Genomic DNA, 19,178 nt, shown 5'->3' with positions numbered 1-19,178 from the left:
CCATGCGCCCCAACCATTCCCTGCTTTCCATTGCCGCCGCCGTTGTGCTGGCGCTGTCGCTGGCCGGCTGCTCCAAGGAGCCCGAGGCCGTTGCCGAGGCGCCCAAGCTGCCGCCCGGCGTGGTCAAGCCCGAAGAAAACCTCCAGAAGACCCTCAAGGTGGCCGTGGTGGCCACGTCCCCGTTCAGCGAGATGCTGCGCGTGGCCGGCCGCGTCGACTTCGACGAACAGCGCGTGTCGCGGATCGGCGCCACCGTTACCGGCCGCGTGACCGACCTGTACGCCATCCTGGGCCAGGAAGTGAAGGCCGGCCAGGTGCTGGCGCGCCTGCACAGCAGCGAACTGGGCGCCGCGCAGATGGCCTTCCTGAAGGCCGAGGCGCAGAACGAGCTGCAGGCCCGCAACGCCGAGCGCGCGCGCCAGCTGTTCGACGCCGACGTGATCGGCCGCGCCGAACTGCAGCGCCGCCAGAGCGAGTACGCGATTGCCGCGGCCGAGATGCGCGCCTACCGCGACCAGCTGCGCGTGCTGGGCATGTCGGCCCAGGCCATTGCCACGCTGGCCAAGAACGGCAGCATCGAATCGTATTCGCCGGTGTTCTCCAGCATCAACGGCACGGTGGTGGAGCGCAACGTGGCCCAGGGCCAGGTGGTGCAGCCGGCCGACGCGCTGTACACCGTGGCCGACCTGTCGCGCGTCTGGGTGGTGGCCGAAGTGCCCGAGCAGCAGGCCGCGCAGGTGGCCGAGGGCCAGGCCGTCGACATCGAGGTGCCGTCGCTGGCCAACAGCAACGGCCGCATCACGGGCAAGCTGATCTACGTGGGCCGCACCGTGAACCCGCAGTCGCGCACGGTGCTGGTCCGCACCGAGCTGGAGAACAAGGAAGGGCGCCTGAAGCCGGCCATGCTGGCCAGCATGCTGATCGCCGGCAAGCCGGTGGACACGCTGGTGGTGCCGGGGTCCGCCGTGGTGCGTGACGGCAACGACGAGCAGGTGTACGTGGAAACCGCGCCGGGCCAGTACCGGCTGACCAAGGTGAAGCTGGGCTCGGAGAGCGACGGCATGCGCGTGGTGCAGAGCGGCATCAGGTCGGGCGACCGCGTGGTCGTGGAGGGCGCGTTCCACCTCGACAACGAGCGCAAGCGACTGGAACAGGGGTAAGCCGCCATGATGACATCGCTTGTGGAAGCCGCGATCAAGCAGCGGCTGGTGGTGTGCGTGGTGGCGGTAGTGCTGTTCTTCTTCGGGCTGCGGGCGGCGGGCAAGCTGTCGGTCGATGCGTTCCCGGACGTGACCAACGTCCAGGTGCAGATCGCCACGGAAGCCACCGGCCGCTCGCCCGAGGAAGTGGAGCGCTTTGTCACGGTGCCCATCGAAATGTCGATGACCGGCCTGCCCGGGCTGGAGGAAATGCGCTCGCTGAACAAGGCCGGCCTGTCGCTGATCACGCTCGTGTTCACCGACAAGACCGACGTCTACTTCGCGCGGCAGCTGGTCATGGAGCGGCTGATCGAGGTGGGCGGGCGCATGCCCCAGGACGTGGCGCCGGTGCTGGGCCCGGTCTCGACCGGCCTTGGCGAGGTGTACCAGTACACGCTGGACCGCGCCGACGACGGCAACCGCGAACTGACGCAGGAAGAGCTGGCCGAGCGCCGCATCGCGCAGGACTGGGTGGTGCGGCCGCTGCTGCGATCGATCCCGGGCGTGGCGGAAATCAACTCGCAGGGCGGCTTCGTGCGGCAGTACCAGGCACTGGTCAACCCGGAGCGGATGCGCCACTACGAGGTCAACATCCAGCAGGTCTACCAGGCGCTGGCGCGCAACAACGCCAACTCCGGCGGCGGCGTGCTGCCGCACTACGCGGAGCAGTACCTGATCCGCGGCGTGGGCCTGGCCAAGGGCGTGGAGGACATCGGCAGCATCGTGCTCAAGGAGGTCAACGGCACGCCGGTGTACCTGCGCGACGTGGCGCAGGTGACCATCGGCCACGAGGTGCGCCAGGGCGCGCTGGTCAAGAACGGCCAGACCGAGGCCGTGGGCGGCATCGTGATGATGATGCGCGGCGGCAACGCCAAGGAGGTGGTGAGCCGGATCAAGGCCCGCGTGGCCGAGATCAACGACAAGGGCATGATCCCCGGCGGCCTGCAGATCGTGCCGTACTACGACCGCAGCGAACTGGTGGACGCCGCGCTGTGGACGGTCACCAAGGTGCTGCTCGAAGGCGTGGTGCTGGTGGTGATCGTGCTGTTCCTGTTCCTGGGAGACGTGCGCTCGTCGGTCATCGTGCTGGCCACGCTGGTGCTGACGCCGCTGCTGACGTTCATGGTGATGAACCGCATGGGGCTGTCGGCCAACCTGATGTCGCTGGGGGGGCTGGCCATCGCCATCGGCCTGATGGTGGACGGATCGGTGGTGGTGGTGGAGAACGCGTTCGAGCGGCTGGGCCACGCCGACAAGAGCGGGCTCACGCGCACGGAGATCCTGGTCAAGGCCGTGCAGGAGGTGGCCACGCCGGTGATCGTGGGCGTGGGCATCATCATCCTGGTGTTCCTGCCACTGATGACGCTGCAGGGCATGGAAGGCAAGATGTTCGCGCCGCTGGCCGTGACCATCTCGATCGCGCTGGCGATCTCGCTGTTCCTGTCGCTGACGCTGTCACCGGTGCTGTCGTCGTACCTGCTCAAGGGCGGCGCCGAGCATGACACGCGCATCATCGCGTTCATGAAGCGGCACTACCTGCGCATGCTGCACTGGGCGCTGCTCAACAGCAAGAAGACGGTGCTGGGCGCGGTGGGGATGTTCGTGGCCACGGTGCTGATCGTGCCGATGCTGGGCACGTCGTTCATCCCGGAGATGAAGGAAGGCTCGATCGTGCCGGCCATCGATCGCGTGCCGAACATCTCGCTGGAAGAGTCGATCAAGCTGGAGAAGCAGGCCAACAAGCTGGTGCTGGAAGTGCCCGGCGTGAAGTCGGTGGTGTCCGGCGTGGGCCGCGGCGAAAGCCCGGCCGACCCGCAAGGCCAGAACGAGTCGACCCCGATTGCCAGCCTGAAGGACCGCGACGAGTGGCCCGACGGCTGGACGCAGGACGACATCGCCAACGCCATCCGCGACAAGCTCAAGGCCATTCCCGGCGTGCAGATCGTGATGGCGCAGCCGATTTCGGACCGCGTGGACGAGATGGTCAGCGGCGTGCGCTCGGACATCGCCGTGAAGATCTTCGGCGACGACCTGGACAAGCTGCGTGACCTGGCCGGCGAGATCGCGCGCGTGGCGGGCGGCATCCAGGGCTCGCAGGACATCCGGATCGAGCGGATCTCGGGCCAGCAGTACTTGTCGATCGAGATCGACCGGGCGGCCATCGCGCGCTACGGGCTGAACGTGTCGGACATCCACGACATCATCGAGATCGCCATCGGCGGCAAGCGTGCCACGGACATCTTCGAGGGCGAGCGCCGCTTTGCGGCGGCCGTGCGCCTGCCCGAGGAATTCCGCAGCAACGTGCAGGCCATCCGCAACCTGCTGGTGCAGGCGCCGGACGGCGTGCAGGTGCCGCTGCAGAGCGTGGCGAAGATCGAGGTCAGCGACGGCCCCGCGCAGATCAGCCGCGAGATGGCCAAGCGCCGCGTGGTGGTGATGATCAACGTGAAGGACCGCGACCTGGGCGGGTTCGTGGCCGAGCTGCAGTCGGCCACGGAGAGCAAGGTCAAGCTGCCGGAGGGCTACTACTACGAGTGGGGTGGCCAGTTCCAGAACATGGAACGCGCCATGGGCCACCTGCAGCTGATCGTGCCGCTCACCATCGCGGCGATCTTCTTCCTGCTGTTCCTGCTGTTCAACTCGCTGCGCTTTGCCACGCTGATCATCACGGTGCTGCCGTTCGCGTCGATCGGCGGCATCATCGGGCTGTTCGTCACGGGTGAATACCTGTCGGTGCCGGCGTCGGTGGGCTTTATCGCGCTGTGGGGCATGGCGGTGTTGAACGGCGTGGTGCTGGTGTCGTACATCCGCACGCTGCGCGAGCAGGGCATGTCGCTGCGCAACGCCGTGGTGCGCGGCGCCACGCAGCGGTTCCGGCCGGTGATGATGACCGCGACCATCGCGATGCTGGGCCTGGTGCCGTTCCTGTTCTCGTCGGGGCCGGGCTCCGAGGTGCAGCGGCCGCTGGCCGTGGTGGTGATTGGCGGGCTGATCACGTCGACGCTGCTGACGCTGGTGATGGTGCCGGTGCTCTACCGCTGGTTCGACGACCGCAAGCCCGAGGCGCGCGACATGTCCGTGTAATCGCCCAGGCAACCGCCGCAGTACAATGGCAACCGGCCGGCATGCATCGCGCGTGCCGGCCGTTTTTTGTTGGAGTGAATACCCATGACAACGCATGCACGCCGCTTGCTGCTGGCGTCTATCGCTTTCGTGACGGCCGCGGTCCTGCCGGCCATCGCCCCGGCGGCCGATGCCCCGGTCAACGTGGAACTGGGCCAGCGCGGCGGCCGCCCCGAGGCGCCCGAAGCTCCGCTTGCCTGCATGCAGGCGGTCAAGGCCAAGCTGCCGAATCCCGACCGGTTCCGCTGGCTGGGCAGCAACACGCGCCGCGTGGCCGAGGACGTCTACAGCGTGGTGGGCACCATCGCGTTCGTGAACCAGGCCGGCGAGGCGCGGCAGGGCGATGCCCAGTGCGACGTCATGCGCGCACCGGGCAACCAGTTCATCGTGCCGAAGGTCCGGCTGCCGCAGTAGGGTCGGGCCGGCGCGCGGCGGGCAGCAGGTCGCCGCGCAGCAGCCGCGCCGCCGTCTTCCACAGCAGCACGCCGATGATGGCATTGGCGGCTACGAACAGGCCGAACGCCAGTTGCGGCATGACGCCGCCGGCGCCGCGCTCCACCATGCGGATGGCCATGCCGGGCAGCGCCGCCACGCCAAAGCTGAAGGCCCAGAGCCCCGGCGAGAACCGCTGCACGCCAATCCACGGCGCCAGCCGCACCATCACCAGCGCCTGGTACAGGCCGTAGCCCAGCAACGCATACGCGAACAGGTCTGGCTGGCCGTGCGTCAGCGCCATCCACGCCGTGCCGCCCACCACGGGCGGCGCAATCTGGATGCCCAGCAGCGCGCGCCGCGCCTCGGGCAGCGGCGCGTTGACCGCCGCGCGGTTCAGCAGCATCGACTCGATCGCCAGCCACGACAGCAGGCTCACGCCGAACAGCATCATGCCCACCTGGTGCCAGCCGAACATGGCCGCCGCCGTGGCCCCGACAAAACCCGGCGCCACGGCCGGCAGGTAGGCCGCCGGCGTGATGGCCGCCGGTTCCATCCCGCCTTGCCAGAGCCGCCCGTGCAGCGCGGCGCCCAGCGCGAGCTGCCCGACCGTCGCCACCCCGAACATCACCATGGCCACCTGCGGCGCGTAGGGCTGGACGATCTGCGTCGCCAGCAGCGTCGAGGTGGGAATCAGCGCCGCGAACGACGACTGCACCGGATCGGCCATTTCCGCGCGCGCGGCATCGGGCGCCACGGCCCACTTGCGCAGGTAGGCGCCGATCAGCACCGTCCAGAGCGCCAGGCCGAAGCCCGCCAGCACCACGGCGGGCAGGGCCGGGATAGCCCAGACGCGCACGGCGCCGCGCCACGCGTTGGCCAGGGCCAGCGTGCCGACCGCCATGCCGAAGAACGACAGCGGGATGGTACGAAAAACGGAAGATGGGGTGGGGGCGCCCATGATGTGCTCGCAAAAGTGCCGGTTGATGCCTTGGATGGTACGCAGCCTTGGCGCGCGGCGTTGACGCGACCGGCTCAAGCTGTTGCTGATTCGTCTCAATCGGGTTGACGCATGACATTTTCGTCATGTTCCGGATCGAATGTGGACATCGGACGGATCGTCGACTAGGCTTTGTGTACGCTGTACACAAGATGGCGGCGCAACCGTGGCAACCGAACTGGAGACGTTTGCATGAACATCGAAACCACCAACGAACACCGCTGGCTGCACAAGCTGGCTGGCAACTGGATGGCCGAGGGCGAGGCACAGATGGGCCCGGACGGCCCCACCGAGAAGTGGCGGATTCCCGAGCAGGTCAGCAAGATCGGCGACGCCTGGGTGCAGACCCGCTCGGAGGGCGATTTTCCCGGCTGCGGCCCGGCCGTGACGGTGATGACGCTGGGCTACGACCCGGCCCGCAAGCACTTTGTCGGCACCTTCGTCGGCTCGATGATGACGCACATGTGGGTCTACGAAGGCGACCTGGAGGCCGATGGCAAGACGCTGACGCTGCGCGCCGATGGCCCGGCCTTCAACCCGGACGGCAGCGTGGTGCCGGGCAAGATGGCGAAGTACCGTGACGTCATCGCGTTCCAGGATGACGACCACCGCACGCTGACGTCGTTCATGCAGACCGACAGCGGCGAGTGGATCCAGATCATGCAGGCCCGCTACCGGCGGGAACGCTAGGGAAGGAAGCGGCCGGCCCGGGGGTGGCCCGGGCGGCCTGAATCAGGCTGGATCAGGCGCGGTCGAGTTCGTTGCTGTTCCACCATGCTTCCAGCAACGGCTGGAAGCGGTCGTCCGGGGCGGGCGGCACGCGCGTGCTCTTGCGCGCGGGCGGCAACTGGCGGCCGGTCAACTGGTAGAAGACGGCGGCCGGCGGGGTGCCGGGGCCGTAGGGCACATGGTCGATCACGCTCATCTGCCGCGCGGCCTTCAGCGCGCGCGTGGTTTCCTCGGCCGTCAGGCCGCACCCGTCGGCCAGCGCGTCACGGCGCAGGGGGCCCTGACGTTGCAAGCCTTCGATCAGAAGATGAACGCACTCGCGCGTATTCCTTTTCATGCAGCGCATTTTTCCGCACTGCCTGACACTTCACAATGACACTTGACACTTGTTTGCAATCCACCGCACGCAACTGTGGCAAGCGCGCAAATCCGGCCGCCAAAGCGCTGGACGCGCCACTTGCGGTGTCCGGCGCTTGCGCTCGTCCCGATACTGTATAAACATACAGTATTCGACGAATTCCTATGTCCGCGCCGGCGCCCCCCGGCCGGACGACTGCCCCACCATGACCGCATCCCCGCATGGACAGTTGCCGCTGGCGGCACCGGACCATGTGCCATCTTCCACCCCGCCCGCGCCGTCGCCCGATGGCCCGCCGCCGGCCGCGCCCCGCGAATCGGTGCGCGAGCTGGAGCAGCGCTATCCGGGCCTGTGGCGCGCGGGCCAGCTTGGCCGCGCCGGGCGCCTGCCCGTCTGTCCCACCGGCTACGACGCGCTGACCGCCGAGCTGCCCGGCGGCGGCTGGCCCGCCGGCGCCGTGACAGAGCTGATGCTGGCGCACGATGGCACGGGCGAACTGCGCCTGCTGATGCCGGCGCTGCGCACGCTGGCCGCCGGCGGCCGGCGCATCGGCCTGGTCAATCCACCCTACCTGCCCAATGCCGCCAGCCTGGCGGCGGCCCGGCTGCCCGCGCGCCAGGTGTACTGGGTGCGCCCGACCCCGGCGGCAACGCTGGCGTCGCAGCGCACGGACATGCTCTGGGCCGCCGAGCAGATGCTGCGCAGCCAGGCATTCGGCGCGGTGCTGGTCTGGCTGGGCCGCGCGCGGCCCGAGGCGCTGCGGCGCCTGCAGGTGCTGGCGCAGGGCGGGGACACCGTGGTCTGGGTGCTCCGGCCGCTGCGGGTGCTGCATGAGTCGTCGCCCGCCGTGCTGCGGCTGGCGCTGTCGCCGCAGCCGGGCAACCTGATGTCGATCGACTTCCACAAGCGGCGCGGCCCCGTGCGGGACACGCCGCTGCTTTTGCCGCTGGAAGGCATGGCCCACGTGCCGCAACGCACGGGCATGCCCGCCGTCCTGCCCGCCACGCCGGCGGGTGCCGACCATGTTGCCGATGACGTACTGGATCGCGGTGCACCTGCCGCGCCTGCCGCTGGACGCGCTGCAGCCGAGCTGGCCTGAGCCCGCCGGCCCGCCCGGCCCGGCCGCCCCCGGCATCGGCACGCTGCACAAGCTGCCGGTGGCGGTGGTGGAGCACGAGCGCGTGGTGCTGGCCAACGGGCCGGCCATGGCGCTGGGCGTGTGCTACGGCATGCGGCGCGGCGGCGTGCAGGCGTTGTCCGCCGATGTGGTGCAGCTGGAACGCGGGCTGGCGGCCGAGGCTGACCTGCTGACGTCGGTGGCGCTGACGCTGCTGCACTTCACGCCGGCCGTGACGATCGACACCGAGCCGGAATCGGCCACGGTGATGCTCGACGTCACGGCCAGCCTGCGGCTGTTCGGCGGCCATCGCGCGCTGTGCCGGCAGGTGCGCGCCCGCGTGCGGCAACTGGGCACGTTTGCGCAGGTGGGCAGCGGCACCACGGCGCAGGGCGCGGCATGGCTGGCCCGCCAGCCGGTGCGCCGCACGCCGCGGGGCATCGTCCGCCCGGCCCGCCGCGCGATCCAGCCGGCGCGCATGACGCGGCTGCTGGACCGCCTGCCCGTGGATTGCCTGCACGCGTACACCGACCCGGAATGGCTCGAAGGCATCGGCTGCCGCACGCTCGCGCAGGTGCGGCGCCTGCCGCGCGCGGGGCTGTCGCGCCGCATCGGCACCGAGCTGCTGGCGCGGCTGGACCAGGCCTATGGCCACGCCCCATCGGGCTTTGCCTGGTTCGAGGCGCCCCCGGCCTTTGCGCAGCGCATGGAGCTGCCCGGCCGCATCGAAGCGGCCGATGGCGTGCTGGCCGGCGCGCAGCGGCTGCTGCTGGCGCTGTCCGGCTGGCTGGCGGCGCAGCAGGCCGGCGTCACGCGCTGCGTGCTGGTGCTGGAACACGAGCGCTATCGGCTGGGCGAGGACACCGACAGCACGCCGGTGCCGCTGGCACTGGCGCAGCCGAGCCGCGACCCGGTCCACCTGTCGAAGCTGCTGCGCGAGAAGCTGGACAAGGTGCGTTTTCACGCGCCGGTGAGCGGGCTGGGTTTGCGGGTGGAGGCGATGGAGACGTGCCTGCCGCAGAGCGATTCGCTGTTCCCGGAGCCCGGCGCGGAGCCGGCCGAGCTGGGCCGGCTGCTCGATACGCTGGTGGCCCGGCTGGGCCGCGACAACGTGCTGCAGCCGCAGCCGCTGGCCGACCATCGGCCCGAATGCGCCAACCGCTGGGGCCCGCTGGGCGACGCGCCCGCGCGTGCGCCGGCCCCGGGCGCGCTGCCGCCCGAACGCCCGCTGTGGCTGCTGGAATCGCCCCAGGCGCTGCGCGTGGAAAAGCACCGCCCCGTCTACCAGGGGCCGCTGGTCATGCTGACGCGGCCGGAGCGCATCGAGGCCGGATGGTGGGACGGCGGGCTGGCCACGCGCGACTACTTCATCGCCGAACGCGCCGACGGGCTGCGCTGCTGGGTCTATCGCGAACGCCCCGGCCGCCCCACGCGGGATGGGCAGGAAGACGGCGGCGATTACCGCTGGTTCCTGCACGGCCTGTTCGCCTGAATACCACCCTCGACCATGCTGCCCGGACTGTCTTCCCTGCTGCCGTCGCTGCCCGACTACGTCGAGCTGCATTGCATTTCGAACTTCACGTTCCTGGACGGCGCGTCGCACCCGCAGGAGCTGATCGCCCGCGCGTTCCAGCTGGGCTACAGCGGGCTGGCGCTGACCGACGAGTGCTCGGTGGCCGGCACGGCCCGCGCGCACCACGCCATCAAGGTGCTGCGCGAGGACATGTGGGAAGCGGTGGCGCGCAGCGCGCGGCGGCTGTCGGCCGGGCAGGCCGCCGGCGAGGCCGACGACGTGGACGACATCGTGGTGTTCGTCGACGAGGACGACGACGACCCGGATGCCGGCCACGCCGCGGCAGGCGACGAGGACGGCGAGGATGGCGAGGCCACGGCCGGCCCCGCCGACGACCACGCCGCCGCCGAGCGCCGCCACGCGATGCTGGAAACGCTGGCGGCCGCGGCCGACGCCTTCAACCTGGTCATCGGCAGCCGCTTCACGTTGACCGCCGCGCCCGGCGACGCCATGCCGGCGCCGCGCCTGGTGCTGCTGGCGTGCAACCGCGACGGCTTCGGCAATCTCAGCGAGTTCATCACGCTCGGCCGCCGCCGCGCGGAAAAAGGCAGCTACCTGCTGTATCCGTCCGACATCGCCGATCCCCAGCCCGACGAACACCACCTGCGCGGCATGCCCGACTGCCTGGCCATCCTGCTGCCCGGCTACTGCGCCGATGCCGACGTGCTGCGCGCGCAGGCGCAGTGGTGCCGCGAGGTGTTCGGCGCGCGTGCGTGGATCGCGCTGGAACTGCTGCAGGGCCATGCCGATGCGCTGCACCGCACGCGGCTGCAGGACGTCTCGCGGGATACCGGCGTGCCGCTGGTGGCGGCCGGCGCGGTCAACATGCACGTGCGCTCGCGCAAGCCGCTGGCCGACGTGCTGACCGCCATCCGGCTCGGCCAGCCGCTGCCGCAGTGCGGCATGGCGCTGGCGCCGAACGCCGAGGCGCACCTGCGCATGCGGCAGGTGCTGTCGCGGCTGTACCCGCGCGACGCGCTGGCGCAGACGCTGAAGATCGCCGCGCAATGCCGCTTCTCGCTCGACGCGCTGCGCTACGAGTATCCGGAGGAACTGGTGCCGGCCGGCCTGACGCCCATCGGCTACCTGCGCCAGGAAGTGAAGAAGGGCATTGCCGAACGCTTTCCGCACGGCATGGAGCCTGACTGGGAGACCCAGTTGGAAGGCGAGCTTGCGCTGATCGAGGAGAAGCACTACGAGCCGTTCTTCCTGACCGTGCACGACATCGTCCGCTTCGCGCGGGAGCGCGGCATCCTGTGCCAGGGCCGGGGCTCGGCCGCCAACTCGCTGGTCTGCTACTGCCTGCATATCACCGAGGTCAGCCCCGAGCAGGCCAACCTGCTGTTCGGCCGCTTTCTGTCGCGCGAGCGCGACGAGCCGCCCGACATCGACGTCGACTTCGAACACCAGCGGCGCGAGGAGGTCATCCAGTACATCTACGACAAGTACGGCCGCCACCGCGCCGCGCTGGCCGCGTCGCTGATCACGTACCGCTCGCGCAGCGCGCTGCGCGACGTGGGGCGCGCGCTGGGCATCGACCCGAGCGTGGTGGAGCAGGTGGTGAAGGGCCAGGCGTGGTGGGACGGCGGCACCGCGTTCATCGAGCGGATCTCGCGCTACGGGCTGGACCCCGATTCGCCAGCCGTGCGGCAGTGGGCCAGCCTGACCGAGCAGCTTCGCGGTTTTCCGCGCCATCTGTCGCAGCACGTGGGCGGGTTCGTGATCGCGCGGCACAAGCTGTCGCGGCTGGTGCCTATCGAGAACGCGGCGATGAAGGACCGCAGCGTGATCCAGTGGGATAAGGACGACCTGGAGTCCCTGGGGCTGCTCAAGGTGGACGTGCTGGCGCTGGGCATGCTGACCGCCATCCGGCGCGCGCTGGCGATGATCCCGAACCCCGAGCCGGAGCGCGCGGGCCTGCCCACGCGCATGGAGGACCTGCCCGAGACCGACGACGCCACCTACGAGATGATCTGCAAGGCCGATACGATCGGCGTGTTCCAGATCGAATCGCGCGCCCAGCAGTCGATGCTGCCGCGCCTGCAGCCGCGCCAGTACTACGACCTGGTGGTGGAGGTGGCCATCGTGCGGCCCGGGCCCATCCAGGGCGGCATGGTGCACCCGTACCTGAAGCGGCGCGAGGACCTGCGCCGCACCGGCAAGATGCCGACCTACTTCAACGACGTGATCCGCCGCGTGCTGGGCCGCACGCTGGGCGTGCCGATCTTCCAGGAACAGGTGATGCAGCTTGCCATCGAGGCGGGCGGCTTCACGCCGGGCCAGGCGGACCAGCTGCGGCGGTCGATGGCGGCATGGCGGCGGCGCGGCGATCTCAAGAAGCACCAGGACGCGCTGGTGCGCGCGCTGACGTCGCGCGGCTACCCCGAGCCCTTCGCGCTGGCCATCTGCAAGCAGATCGAGGGCTTTGGCGAGTACGGCTTTCCGGAAAGCCACGCGGCCAGCTTTGCCAAGCTGGTCTACGTCAGCGCATGGATCAAGTGCCACTACCCCGACGCGTTCCTGTGCGCGCTGCTCAACAGCCAGCCGATGGGGTTCTACTCGCCGTCCCAGCTCGTGCAGGACGGGCGCCGCCATGGCGTGGCGACGCAGCCGGTGGACGTCACCATCAGCGGCTGGGAAAGCACGCTGGAGCCGCGCCGCACCGGGCAGCGCCATCGCGACGTGCGGCTGGGCATGAACCGCGTGAAGGGCATGCGTGAGGCGGCCGCGCTGCGCATCGAGGCGGCGCGCGCCGCGCGGCCCTTCGACAGCGTGGAAGACCTGGCGCACCGCGCGGCGCTGGACGCGCACGACATCGACGTACTGGCCGCCGCCGACGCACTGGTGTCGCTGGCCGGCCATCGGCATCAGGCCCGCTGGCACGCACGCGGCGCCGCCGTGCAGAGCGCGCACCGCGACCTGCTGCACGAGGCGCCGCCGCAGGAACTGGCGCTGGCGCTGCCCGAACCGAAGATTGGCGAGGACGTGGCGGCCGACTATGCGAGCCTGGGGCTGTCACTGAAGTGCCACCCGCTGACGCTGCTGCGGCGCCGCCTGGCTGCGCTGCGGTACGTGACCGCGCAGCAGTTGTCCCGGCTCGGCAACGGCCGCCGCGTGCGCGCGTGCGGCATCGTCACGGTCCGCCAGCGTCCCTCCACGGCCAGCGGCACGATCTTCACGTCCATCGAGGACGAGACCGGCGCCATCAACGTGATCATCTGGCCCGGCCTGGTGGAACGCCAGCGCAAGGAAGTCCTCGGCGCCACCCTGCTCGGCGTGATCGGCACCTGGCAACGCCAGGGCGAAGTCCGCCACCTGGTCGCCGACGAACTCGTCGACCTGAGCCCGCTGCTGGGCCGGCTGATGGTGGGAAGCCGGGATTTTCATTAGGGGCGAGGAACGCCGCTGGCGGATGTAATGCCGCTGGTTTTCTCAAAGTGGGAGAGGGGTCGGGGCAGAGGGCGTTGAGTGTCTGCTTGCCGATCGACGTCGCAACTTGAGCCGCTGGCCCTCTCCCCCAACCCCTCTCCCGCAGGCGGGAGAGGGGAGAAAAAACGTCGCTGGCGATTGTCGAGGGGAGTGAAAAATGCCGCTGGCGAATGCCTAGGGGAGCGAAAACCAGCGGCACCACGGCTACACCGATCTACGCTGCCCCTGGCACATCCCGCTGTGGCTGTCCGTCGTAGGTCCACAGGAACTGGCGTGGGATCGGGCCCTTGTTGCGGCCGCCTTGCTGGGTTTGTTCCCAGGCGTGAGACAGGATGCCCACCGAGCGCGAGAGGCAGAACAGGCCGCGGGCCAGCGGGGCCGGGAAGCCCAGTTCGGCGTAGATGACGGCGGTGGCGCCGTCGATGTTCATCGGGATCGGCTTGTCGCGGCCCTGGCTCAGGTGGCGTTCGACGGCGCGGGCGATGGCGGCGTACCGGCCCGATACCACGCCGTCGCGCGCGGCGTCGTCCACCAGCGCCAGCAGCCGTGGCGCGCGTGGGTCGAGCGGGTGGAAGCGGTGGCCGAAGCCGGAGACGAACTTGCCGTGCAGGTCTCGATAGTGGGCCAGGCCGGCGGCCACGGCCGCGTCGGGCGATTCGCCGGCGTCCTGGCGCCGCGCGATGTCCTGGTACAGCTCCACGGCCTGCTCGCCGGCGCCGCCGTGCACGTCGCCCAGCACATTGACGGCCGACGCCATCGCGTTGTTCAGGCCCACCCCGCACGTCGCGGCCATGCGCGCGATGGCGATGCTTGGCGCCTGCGGGCCGTGGTCCACGGCCGCCATCAGCGCCGCGTCCAGCAGGTCGCCGGCGCGTTTCTCCGGCAGATCGCCGCGCAGCATCAGCCAGATCATCTGCGCGAACGACACGTTGCCGATCAGCTGCTCGATCGGATAGCCCCGGTAGCGGATCTCGCCCGGCTTCATGTCGATGATCGACGTACGCCACCAGTCCTGCGACGCCTGCCGGCCCGCGTCCATCGGGAAAGTCTCGCTCATAGCGCGCGCTCCTGTTTCAGTGTGGCGATGGCGTCGGCGTCGTAGCCGAGTTCGCCGAGGATGTCGTCGGTGTGCTGGCCCAGTTGCGGCGGCGGCGTGTCCACCGCGGGCGCCGTGCCGTTGACCTTGAAGCCGGTGCGGACCACGCGGATGTCGCGGCCCACGCCGGGCACGTCGGCAAAGTCGCCGATCATGCCGCGATCGCGCACCTGCGGATGCGCCAGCACGTCGGGCACCTGCATGACCGGCCCGGCCGGCACGCCGGCCGCGTTCAGCAACTGCCACCACTCGGTGGCCGACTTGCCCGCCAGCGCCGCTTCCAGCTCGGCGGTCAGCGCGGCGCGGTTGGCCAGCCGCGCCTGGCGCTCGGCAAAGCGCGCGTCGGTGGCCAGATCGGGGCGGCCCACCACGCGGCACACGGCCTCGAACTGTTCCTGCTTGTTGGCGGCGATGTTGAGCGGGCCGTCGCCAGTGCGGAACGTGCCGGACGGGCTGGCGGTCATGTTCTCGTTGCCCATCGGCACCGGGTTCTTGCCGGCGATCAGGTGGTTGGACACCACCCATCCCATCGTCGCCATGGTGGCTTCCAGCATCGACACGTCCAGGAAATAGCCCTCGGTGCGGTCCCGGTCTGCCAGCGACGCGGCGATGGCGAACGCGGCCGTCATGCCGCCGATGGTGTCCGACACCGGATACCCCACGCGCAGCGGCGCGCTGGCTGCGTCGCCGGTGATGCTCATCACGCCGGACATGCCCTGGATGATCTGGTCGTAGGCGGGCAGGTCAGACAGCGGGCCGTCCTGGCCGAAGCCCGAGATCGCGCAGTAGATCAGGCGCGGGTTCTCCAGCTTCAGCGCGTCGTAGCCGAGCCCGAGCCGCGTCATCACGCCGGGGCGGAAGTTCTCGACCACCACGTCGGCGCCCTGCACGAGCTTGCGGAACACTTCCTTGCCGCGCGCGTGCTTGAGGTTGATCGTGATGGAGCGCTTGCCCGGGTTCTGCGCCAGGAACGACACGCCCATCAGGTTGCGGTTGAGTTCGGCATCGGCGCCAAGCTGGCGCGCGAGGTCGCCGGTGCCCGGCGTTTCCACCTTGATGACCTCGGCGCCCATGTGGGCGAGCTGATGGCAGCAGAACGGCCCCGCCAGCACGTTGGTGAGGTCGAGCACGCGGATGTTGCGTAGCGGCTTGTGCATAGGGTTCCTGCCCGGATGATTATTCGGCGCGTGCGCCCGATTCCTTGACGATCGCGCCCCAGCGGGTGTTCTCGCTCTTGATGAAGGCGGCCAGCTCGGCCGGCGAGCCGCCGCGCGGCTCGCTGCCTTCGTCGTGCAGGCGGGCGATCGTTTCCTTGTCCTTCAGCGCCTTGTTGACCTCGGTATTGAGCCGGGCCACCACGTCGGCCGGCGTGCCGGCCGGCGCCACCAGCGCCTTCCAGTCCTCGGCCTGGAAGCCGGCGTAGCCCTGCTCGGCCACGGTCGGCACGTTGGGCAGCAGCGCCACGCGGTGGGCCGACGTCACGGCCAGCGCGCGCAGCTTGCCGGCCTTCAGCATCGGCATGGCGATGGGCGGCGTGGCGAAGTAGAAGTCGGTCTGGCCGCCCATCAGGTCGGTCAGCGCGGGCGACGCGCCCTTGTACGGCACGTGCAGCGCCTTGATGCCGGCGCGGCGCTGGAACATCTCGCCGGTCAGGTGGCCTACCGTGCCGGTGCCGGCCGATGCCATCGACAACTGCTTGCCCTTGGCGGCGGCCACCAGGTCGGCCAGGGTCTTGTAGGGGGCGTCCTGGCGCACGATCAGCACCACCGGCTGCGACGCCACCAGCGCGATGGGCGTGAAGTCCTTCACCGCGTCGTACGGCATCTTGGGATAGAGCGTGGGGTTGATCGCCAGGTTGGCGGTCTGGCCCATGCCGACCGTGTAGCCGTCGTTCTTCGCCTTGGCCACGAGGTCCAGCCCGATGTTGCCGCCGGCCCCGGCGCGGTTTTCCACTACCACGGTCCAGCGCGTGGACGTGCTGACCTTGTTGAACACAAGCCGCGACAGCACGTCGGTGCCGCCGGCCGGCGGGAACGGCACGACCAGGCGGATCGGCTGGGCCGGGTAGGCATCGGCGGCCAAGGCGCCGGTCATCAGGGCCGGCGCGACGGCCAGGGCAAGCAGCGATTGCAGGAAGGTGCGGCGCAGGGTCATGCGTGTCTCCGTGTGTTCTATTGTTCTATAAGATAGAACGTGGGTCTTAAAGAAAGAATGAACGGGAGAATAGGAGGGATGGGTGGGGCTGTCAAGGCGGGGGGCGAGCGGCAGGATTCGCGGCGTAGGTCTGGCACGCGTAGTCGCGCCTTGCCGGGACGTGGCAGGGCGGCCCTCGCCACGCTGTGCGAGGGTTCTTTCAGGAAGGGGAACGGGAAAACGCCGCCTCAGGCGGCAACCACTGCCGGCAGGGCGAAGCCCGCGCCGGTGGCGCGGCAGGCTTCGGTCAGGGCGGCCTTGGCTTGCGAGGCATCGCGCCCCAGCCGCAGCAGGCCGCCGAGCTGGTGCGGGGCCTTGAGCAGGCCGAGCATCACGGCGCGCACGTCGGTGCTGCCGTCGGCGGCCATGCCGGCAAAGGCCAGCGGCGGTACGGCGCGGTCGGCGGGATCCAGCACCACGCGCAGCGCGGCGAAGGGAATGCCGTGGGCCTGGGCCGCGCGGGCGGCCACGTGCGATTCCATGTCGACGGCCAGCGCCCCGTGGGCTTCATGCAGGGCCGTCTTGTCGGCCACGGTCAGCACGGGCGTGTCGGACCCGGCCAGCAGCCCGGACACCGCGTGCGGCAGCGCGCGGCGCAGCGCGGCGGTCCAGTAGGGCGCGGTGCTGTACGACGCCTCGCCGCTGCGCACGGCCGTCGCCACGATCACGGTGCCCGGCGTCAGCGTGGGATCGAGCCCGCCGGCCACGCCCACGCTGATTACCCCCGCACAGCCCTGCATCAGGCGGATGTCCAGCGCGCGTGCCAGCATCACGCCGCGCTGGCCGTACAGCGTCTGCACGCCTGGCCCCTGCGCGATGCGCGCCTCGAAATCCATGCCGCAGACCGCCAGCACGGGCGCCAGCGGCGCCGCGGAACTCATAGCCCCCATGCCACGGCGCGGTTACCCTCGCGCAGCAGGTTGCGGAAGCGCGCGAGCGCCCAGAGCGGGAAGAAGCGGGCGTAGCCGTGGTAGCGCAGGTAGAACACGCGCGGAAAGCCCACGGCCGTGAAATGCGGCTCGTCCCAGAACCCGTCGCCGGCCTGGGTGCGCAGCAGGTATTCCACGCCGCGCGCCACGGCCGGATGATCGCCGGCGCCGGCCGCCATCATGCCCAGCATGGCCCAGGCGGTCTGCGATGCCGTGCTCGGCGCCGGCTCGTAGCCGTGGTAGTCCAGCTTGTAGCTGTCGCCGGATTCGCCCCAGCCGCCGTCGGCGTTCTGGATCGATGCCAGCCATTGCGCGGCGCGCTGCATCTCTGGCGCGTCGGTGCCGATGCCGGCGGCGTTGAGCCCGCACAGCGCGCTCCACGTGCCATAGATATAGTTCGTGCCCCAGCGGCCGAACCAGCTCCCGTCGGCCTCCTGTTCGTCCAGCAGGTAGCGCAGCGCGCGCGCCGCCGGTTCGCTGCTGGCCGGCATCTGGCCCAACTGGCACAGCATGGCCAGGCAGCGCGCCGACACGTCGGCGGTGGGCGGGTCCAGCAGCGCGCCGTGATCGGCGAACGGGATGTTGTTCAGGTAGAGATGCGTGTTCTCCGGCTCGAACGCGCCCCAGCCGCCGTTGCTGCTCTGCATGCCGATGACCCACTCGCAGGCGCGCGCGATGGCGGGCGTGTAGCGGTTGGAGCAGTCGCCGCGCTCGGCGCGGTCCATCGCGGCGGCCACCACGGCGGTATCGTCCACGTCGGGGTAGTGCGCGTTGTTGTACTGGAACGCCCAGCCGCCGGGCCGCACGTCGGGGCGGCGCACCGTCCAGTCGCCACGCAACTCCAGCTCCTGCAGCGGCACCAGCCAGTCCAGTCCGCGCGACGCGGCGGCGATGGCGCGCGGTTCGCCCACTTCCAGCAGCGCATGGGCGGCCAGCGCGGTGTCCCAGACCGGCGACAGGCAGGGCTGGCAGTACGCCTCGTCGTCGCGGATCACCAGCAGCTTGTCGATCGACTTGCGCGCGATGGCGCGGTCCGGGTCGTCGGGCGGCACGCCCAGCACGTCGAACATCATCACCGCGTTGACCATGGCCGGGAAGATGGCGCCCAGGCCGTCCTCGCCGTTCAGGCGCTCGACGGTGAACGCGCGGGCGCGGGCGATGGCGCGGTCGCGCATGCGGCGCGGGAACAGCGGCTCGGCCACGCGCACCACGGCGTCCAGCGCGCGGAACACGCCCACCCAGAGCGGGCTCTGGTGCGGCGCCCGGCGCGGCAGCCGGGTGGCCTGGCACGGCCGCACGAACAGTTCGTCGATGCCCACGTTGCGCGGGTTGCGCGCCTGCGGACGCAGGCTGTTCAGCACCAGCAGCGGCACGACGACCGTGCGCGCCCAGTACGAGACCTTCGACAGATGGAACGGAAACCACTCGGGCAGCAGCATGATCTCCACGGGCATCATCGGCACGGCCTGCCACGGCATCACGCCGTACAGCGCCAGCAGCGTGCGCGTGAAGACGTTGCTCTGCTCGGCGCCGCCCATGGCGTGGATGCGGGCCCGGGCGCGGCGCATGTGCGCGGCCTCGGGGTCGTCGCCGGCCATCTTCAGCGCGAAGTACGCCTTGACGCTGGCGCTGACGTCCGACGCGCCGGCGTGGAACAGCGGCCAGCCGCCATCGGCACCCTGGATGCGGCGCAGGTAGTTGGCGATCTTGCCCTCCAGCACCGCGTCGGGCGTCTCGCCCAGGTAGTGCACCATCAGGATGTATTCGGCCGGGATGGTGGCGTCGGCTTCCAGCTCGTAGACCCAGTGGCCGTCGTCGCGCTGCTGGGCCAGCAGCGCATCCACGGCCTTGGCGATGCCGTCGTCGAGCGGATCGGGCAGGGACGCAGCCATGGCGCGCCGGCTCGGCGCGTCTGCATGCGGGCGGGTGATCGTTGCAGCCTGGTTCATCGATTCGGGGGCACTTCTCTCTTGGCCACGGCGCGGCCGGGGCCACGCGCA

14 protein-coding genes are annotated in these 19,178 nt (G+C 70.3%); 7 read left to right on the top strand and 7 right to left on the bottom strand.

Features of this window, described 5'->3' with window-relative positions:
* The first annotated feature begins 2 nt into the window (after nucleotides 1-2).
* From QTN24_RS11095 to QTN24_RS11085, 3 genes are all read left to right on the top strand, one after another.
* Complete coding sequence (locus tag QTN24_RS11095) at nucleotides 3-1,160, top strand: efflux RND transporter periplasmic adaptor subunit (protein WP_313837049.1); 1,158 nt, start codon at nucleotides 3-5, stop codon at nucleotides 1,158-1,160.
* Between the two features lie 6 nt (nucleotides 1,161-1,166).
* Nucleotides 1,167-4,283 (top strand): efflux RND transporter permease subunit, encoded by a 3,117-nt coding sequence (locus tag QTN24_RS11090; protein ID WP_313837047.1) that lies wholly within the window; start codon nucleotides 1,167-1,169, stop codon nucleotides 4,281-4,283.
* Nucleotides 4,284-4,367: 84 nt separating this feature from the next.
* On the top strand, nucleotides 4,368-4,736 hold the full coding sequence (locus tag QTN24_RS11085) for a DUF2880 domain-containing protein (protein WP_313837045.1): 369 nt from the start codon (nucleotides 4,368-4,370) through the stop codon (nucleotides 4,734-4,736).
* Here the strand turns inward: QTN24_RS11085 and tehA are convergent.
* On the bottom strand, nucleotides 4,705-5,715 hold the full coding sequence (gene tehA, locus QTN24_RS11080) for a dicarboxylate transporter/tellurite-resistance protein TehA (protein WP_313837044.1): 1,011 nt from the start codon (nucleotides 5,713-5,715) through the stop codon (nucleotides 4,705-4,707). The two genes, QTN24_RS11085 and tehA, sit on opposite strands and share 32 nt — an antisense overlap.
* 231 nt (nucleotides 5,716-5,946) lie before the next feature.
* On the opposite strand from tehA, the gene QTN24_RS11075 reads away from it, so the two are divergent.
* On the top strand, nucleotides 5,947-6,444 hold the full coding sequence (locus QTN24_RS11075) for a DUF1579 domain-containing protein (RefSeq protein ID WP_313837042.1): 498 nt from the start codon (nucleotides 5,947-5,949) through the stop codon (nucleotides 6,442-6,444).
* Nucleotides 6,445-6,496: 52 nt separating this feature from the next.
* On the opposite strand, the gene QTN24_RS11070 is transcribed toward QTN24_RS11075, so the two are convergent.
* Nucleotides 6,497-6,820, bottom strand: coding sequence for a hypothetical protein (locus QTN24_RS11070; RefSeq protein WP_253700256.1), 324 nt, complete (start codon nucleotides 6,818-6,820; stop codon nucleotides 6,497-6,499).
* 226 nt (nucleotides 6,821-7,046) lie between these two features.
* Between QTN24_RS11070 and imuA the strand changes: the two genes are divergently transcribed.
* Genes imuA through QTN24_RS11055 form a run of 3 tightly spaced genes read left to right on the top strand, consistent with a single transcriptional unit; the run spans nucleotide 7,047 to nucleotide 12,921 of the window.
* On the top strand, nucleotides 7,047-7,940 hold the full coding sequence (gene imuA / locus QTN24_RS11065; protein WP_313837040.1) for a translesion DNA synthesis-associated protein ImuA: 894 nt from the start codon (nucleotides 7,047-7,049) through the stop codon (nucleotides 7,938-7,940).
* Complete coding sequence (locus QTN24_RS11060) at nucleotides 7,873-9,450, top strand: Y-family DNA polymerase (RefSeq protein WP_124685351.1); 1,578 nt, start codon at nucleotides 7,873-7,875, stop codon at nucleotides 9,448-9,450. Before imuA ends, QTN24_RS11060 begins: the two co-directional genes overlap by 68 nt.
* A gap of 15 nt (nucleotides 9,451-9,465) precedes the next feature.
* Nucleotides 9,466-12,921 (top strand): error-prone DNA polymerase, encoded by a 3,456-nt coding sequence (locus QTN24_RS11055; RefSeq protein ID WP_313837038.1) that lies wholly within the window; start codon nucleotides 9,466-9,468, stop codon nucleotides 12,919-12,921.
* Nucleotides 12,922-13,174: 253 nt separating this feature from the next.
* On the opposite strand, the gene QTN24_RS11050 is transcribed toward QTN24_RS11055, so the two are convergent.
* From QTN24_RS11050 to shc, 5 genes are all read right to left on the bottom strand, one after another.
* Nucleotides 13,175-14,017, bottom strand: coding sequence for a citryl-CoA lyase (locus QTN24_RS11050; RefSeq protein ID WP_124685349.1), 843 nt, complete (start codon nucleotides 14,015-14,017; stop codon nucleotides 13,175-13,177).
* Nucleotides 14,014-15,213, bottom strand: a complete 1,200-nt coding sequence (locus QTN24_RS11045) for a CaiB/BaiF CoA transferase family protein (protein WP_124685348.1) — start codon at nucleotides 15,211-15,213, stop codon at nucleotides 14,014-14,016. The genes QTN24_RS11050 and QTN24_RS11045 overlap by 4 nt, the downstream gene beginning before the upstream one ends.
* 19 nt (nucleotides 15,214-15,232) lie before the next feature.
* Nucleotides 15,233-16,210: a tripartite tricarboxylate transporter substrate binding protein gene (locus tag QTN24_RS11040; protein WP_313837034.1), complete on the bottom strand. Its 978-nt coding sequence runs from the start codon at nucleotides 16,208-16,210 to the stop codon at nucleotides 15,233-15,235.
* Nucleotides 16,211-16,437: 227 nt separating this feature from the next.
* Nucleotides 16,438-17,130, bottom strand: coding sequence for a phosphorylase (locus tag QTN24_RS11035; protein WP_313837032.1), 693 nt, complete (start codon nucleotides 17,128-17,130; stop codon nucleotides 16,438-16,440).
* Nucleotides 17,127-19,070: a squalene--hopene cyclase gene (gene shc, locus QTN24_RS11030; protein ID WP_253700254.1), complete on the bottom strand. Its 1,944-nt coding sequence runs from the start codon at nucleotides 19,068-19,070 to the stop codon at nucleotides 17,127-17,129. Before shc ends, QTN24_RS11035 begins: the two co-directional genes overlap by 4 nt.
* Between the last annotated feature and the right edge of the window lie 108 nt (nucleotides 19,071-19,178).

The sequence above is a fragment of the Cupriavidus sp. SZY C1 genome (assembly GCF_032190535.1).
GTDB classification, from domain to species: domain Bacteria; phylum Pseudomonadota; class Gammaproteobacteria; order Burkholderiales; family Burkholderiaceae; genus Cupriavidus; species Cupriavidus pauculus_C.
Note: the sequence above shows the minus strand (reverse complement) of the source record. Positions and strands in the feature narration are given on the sequence as shown.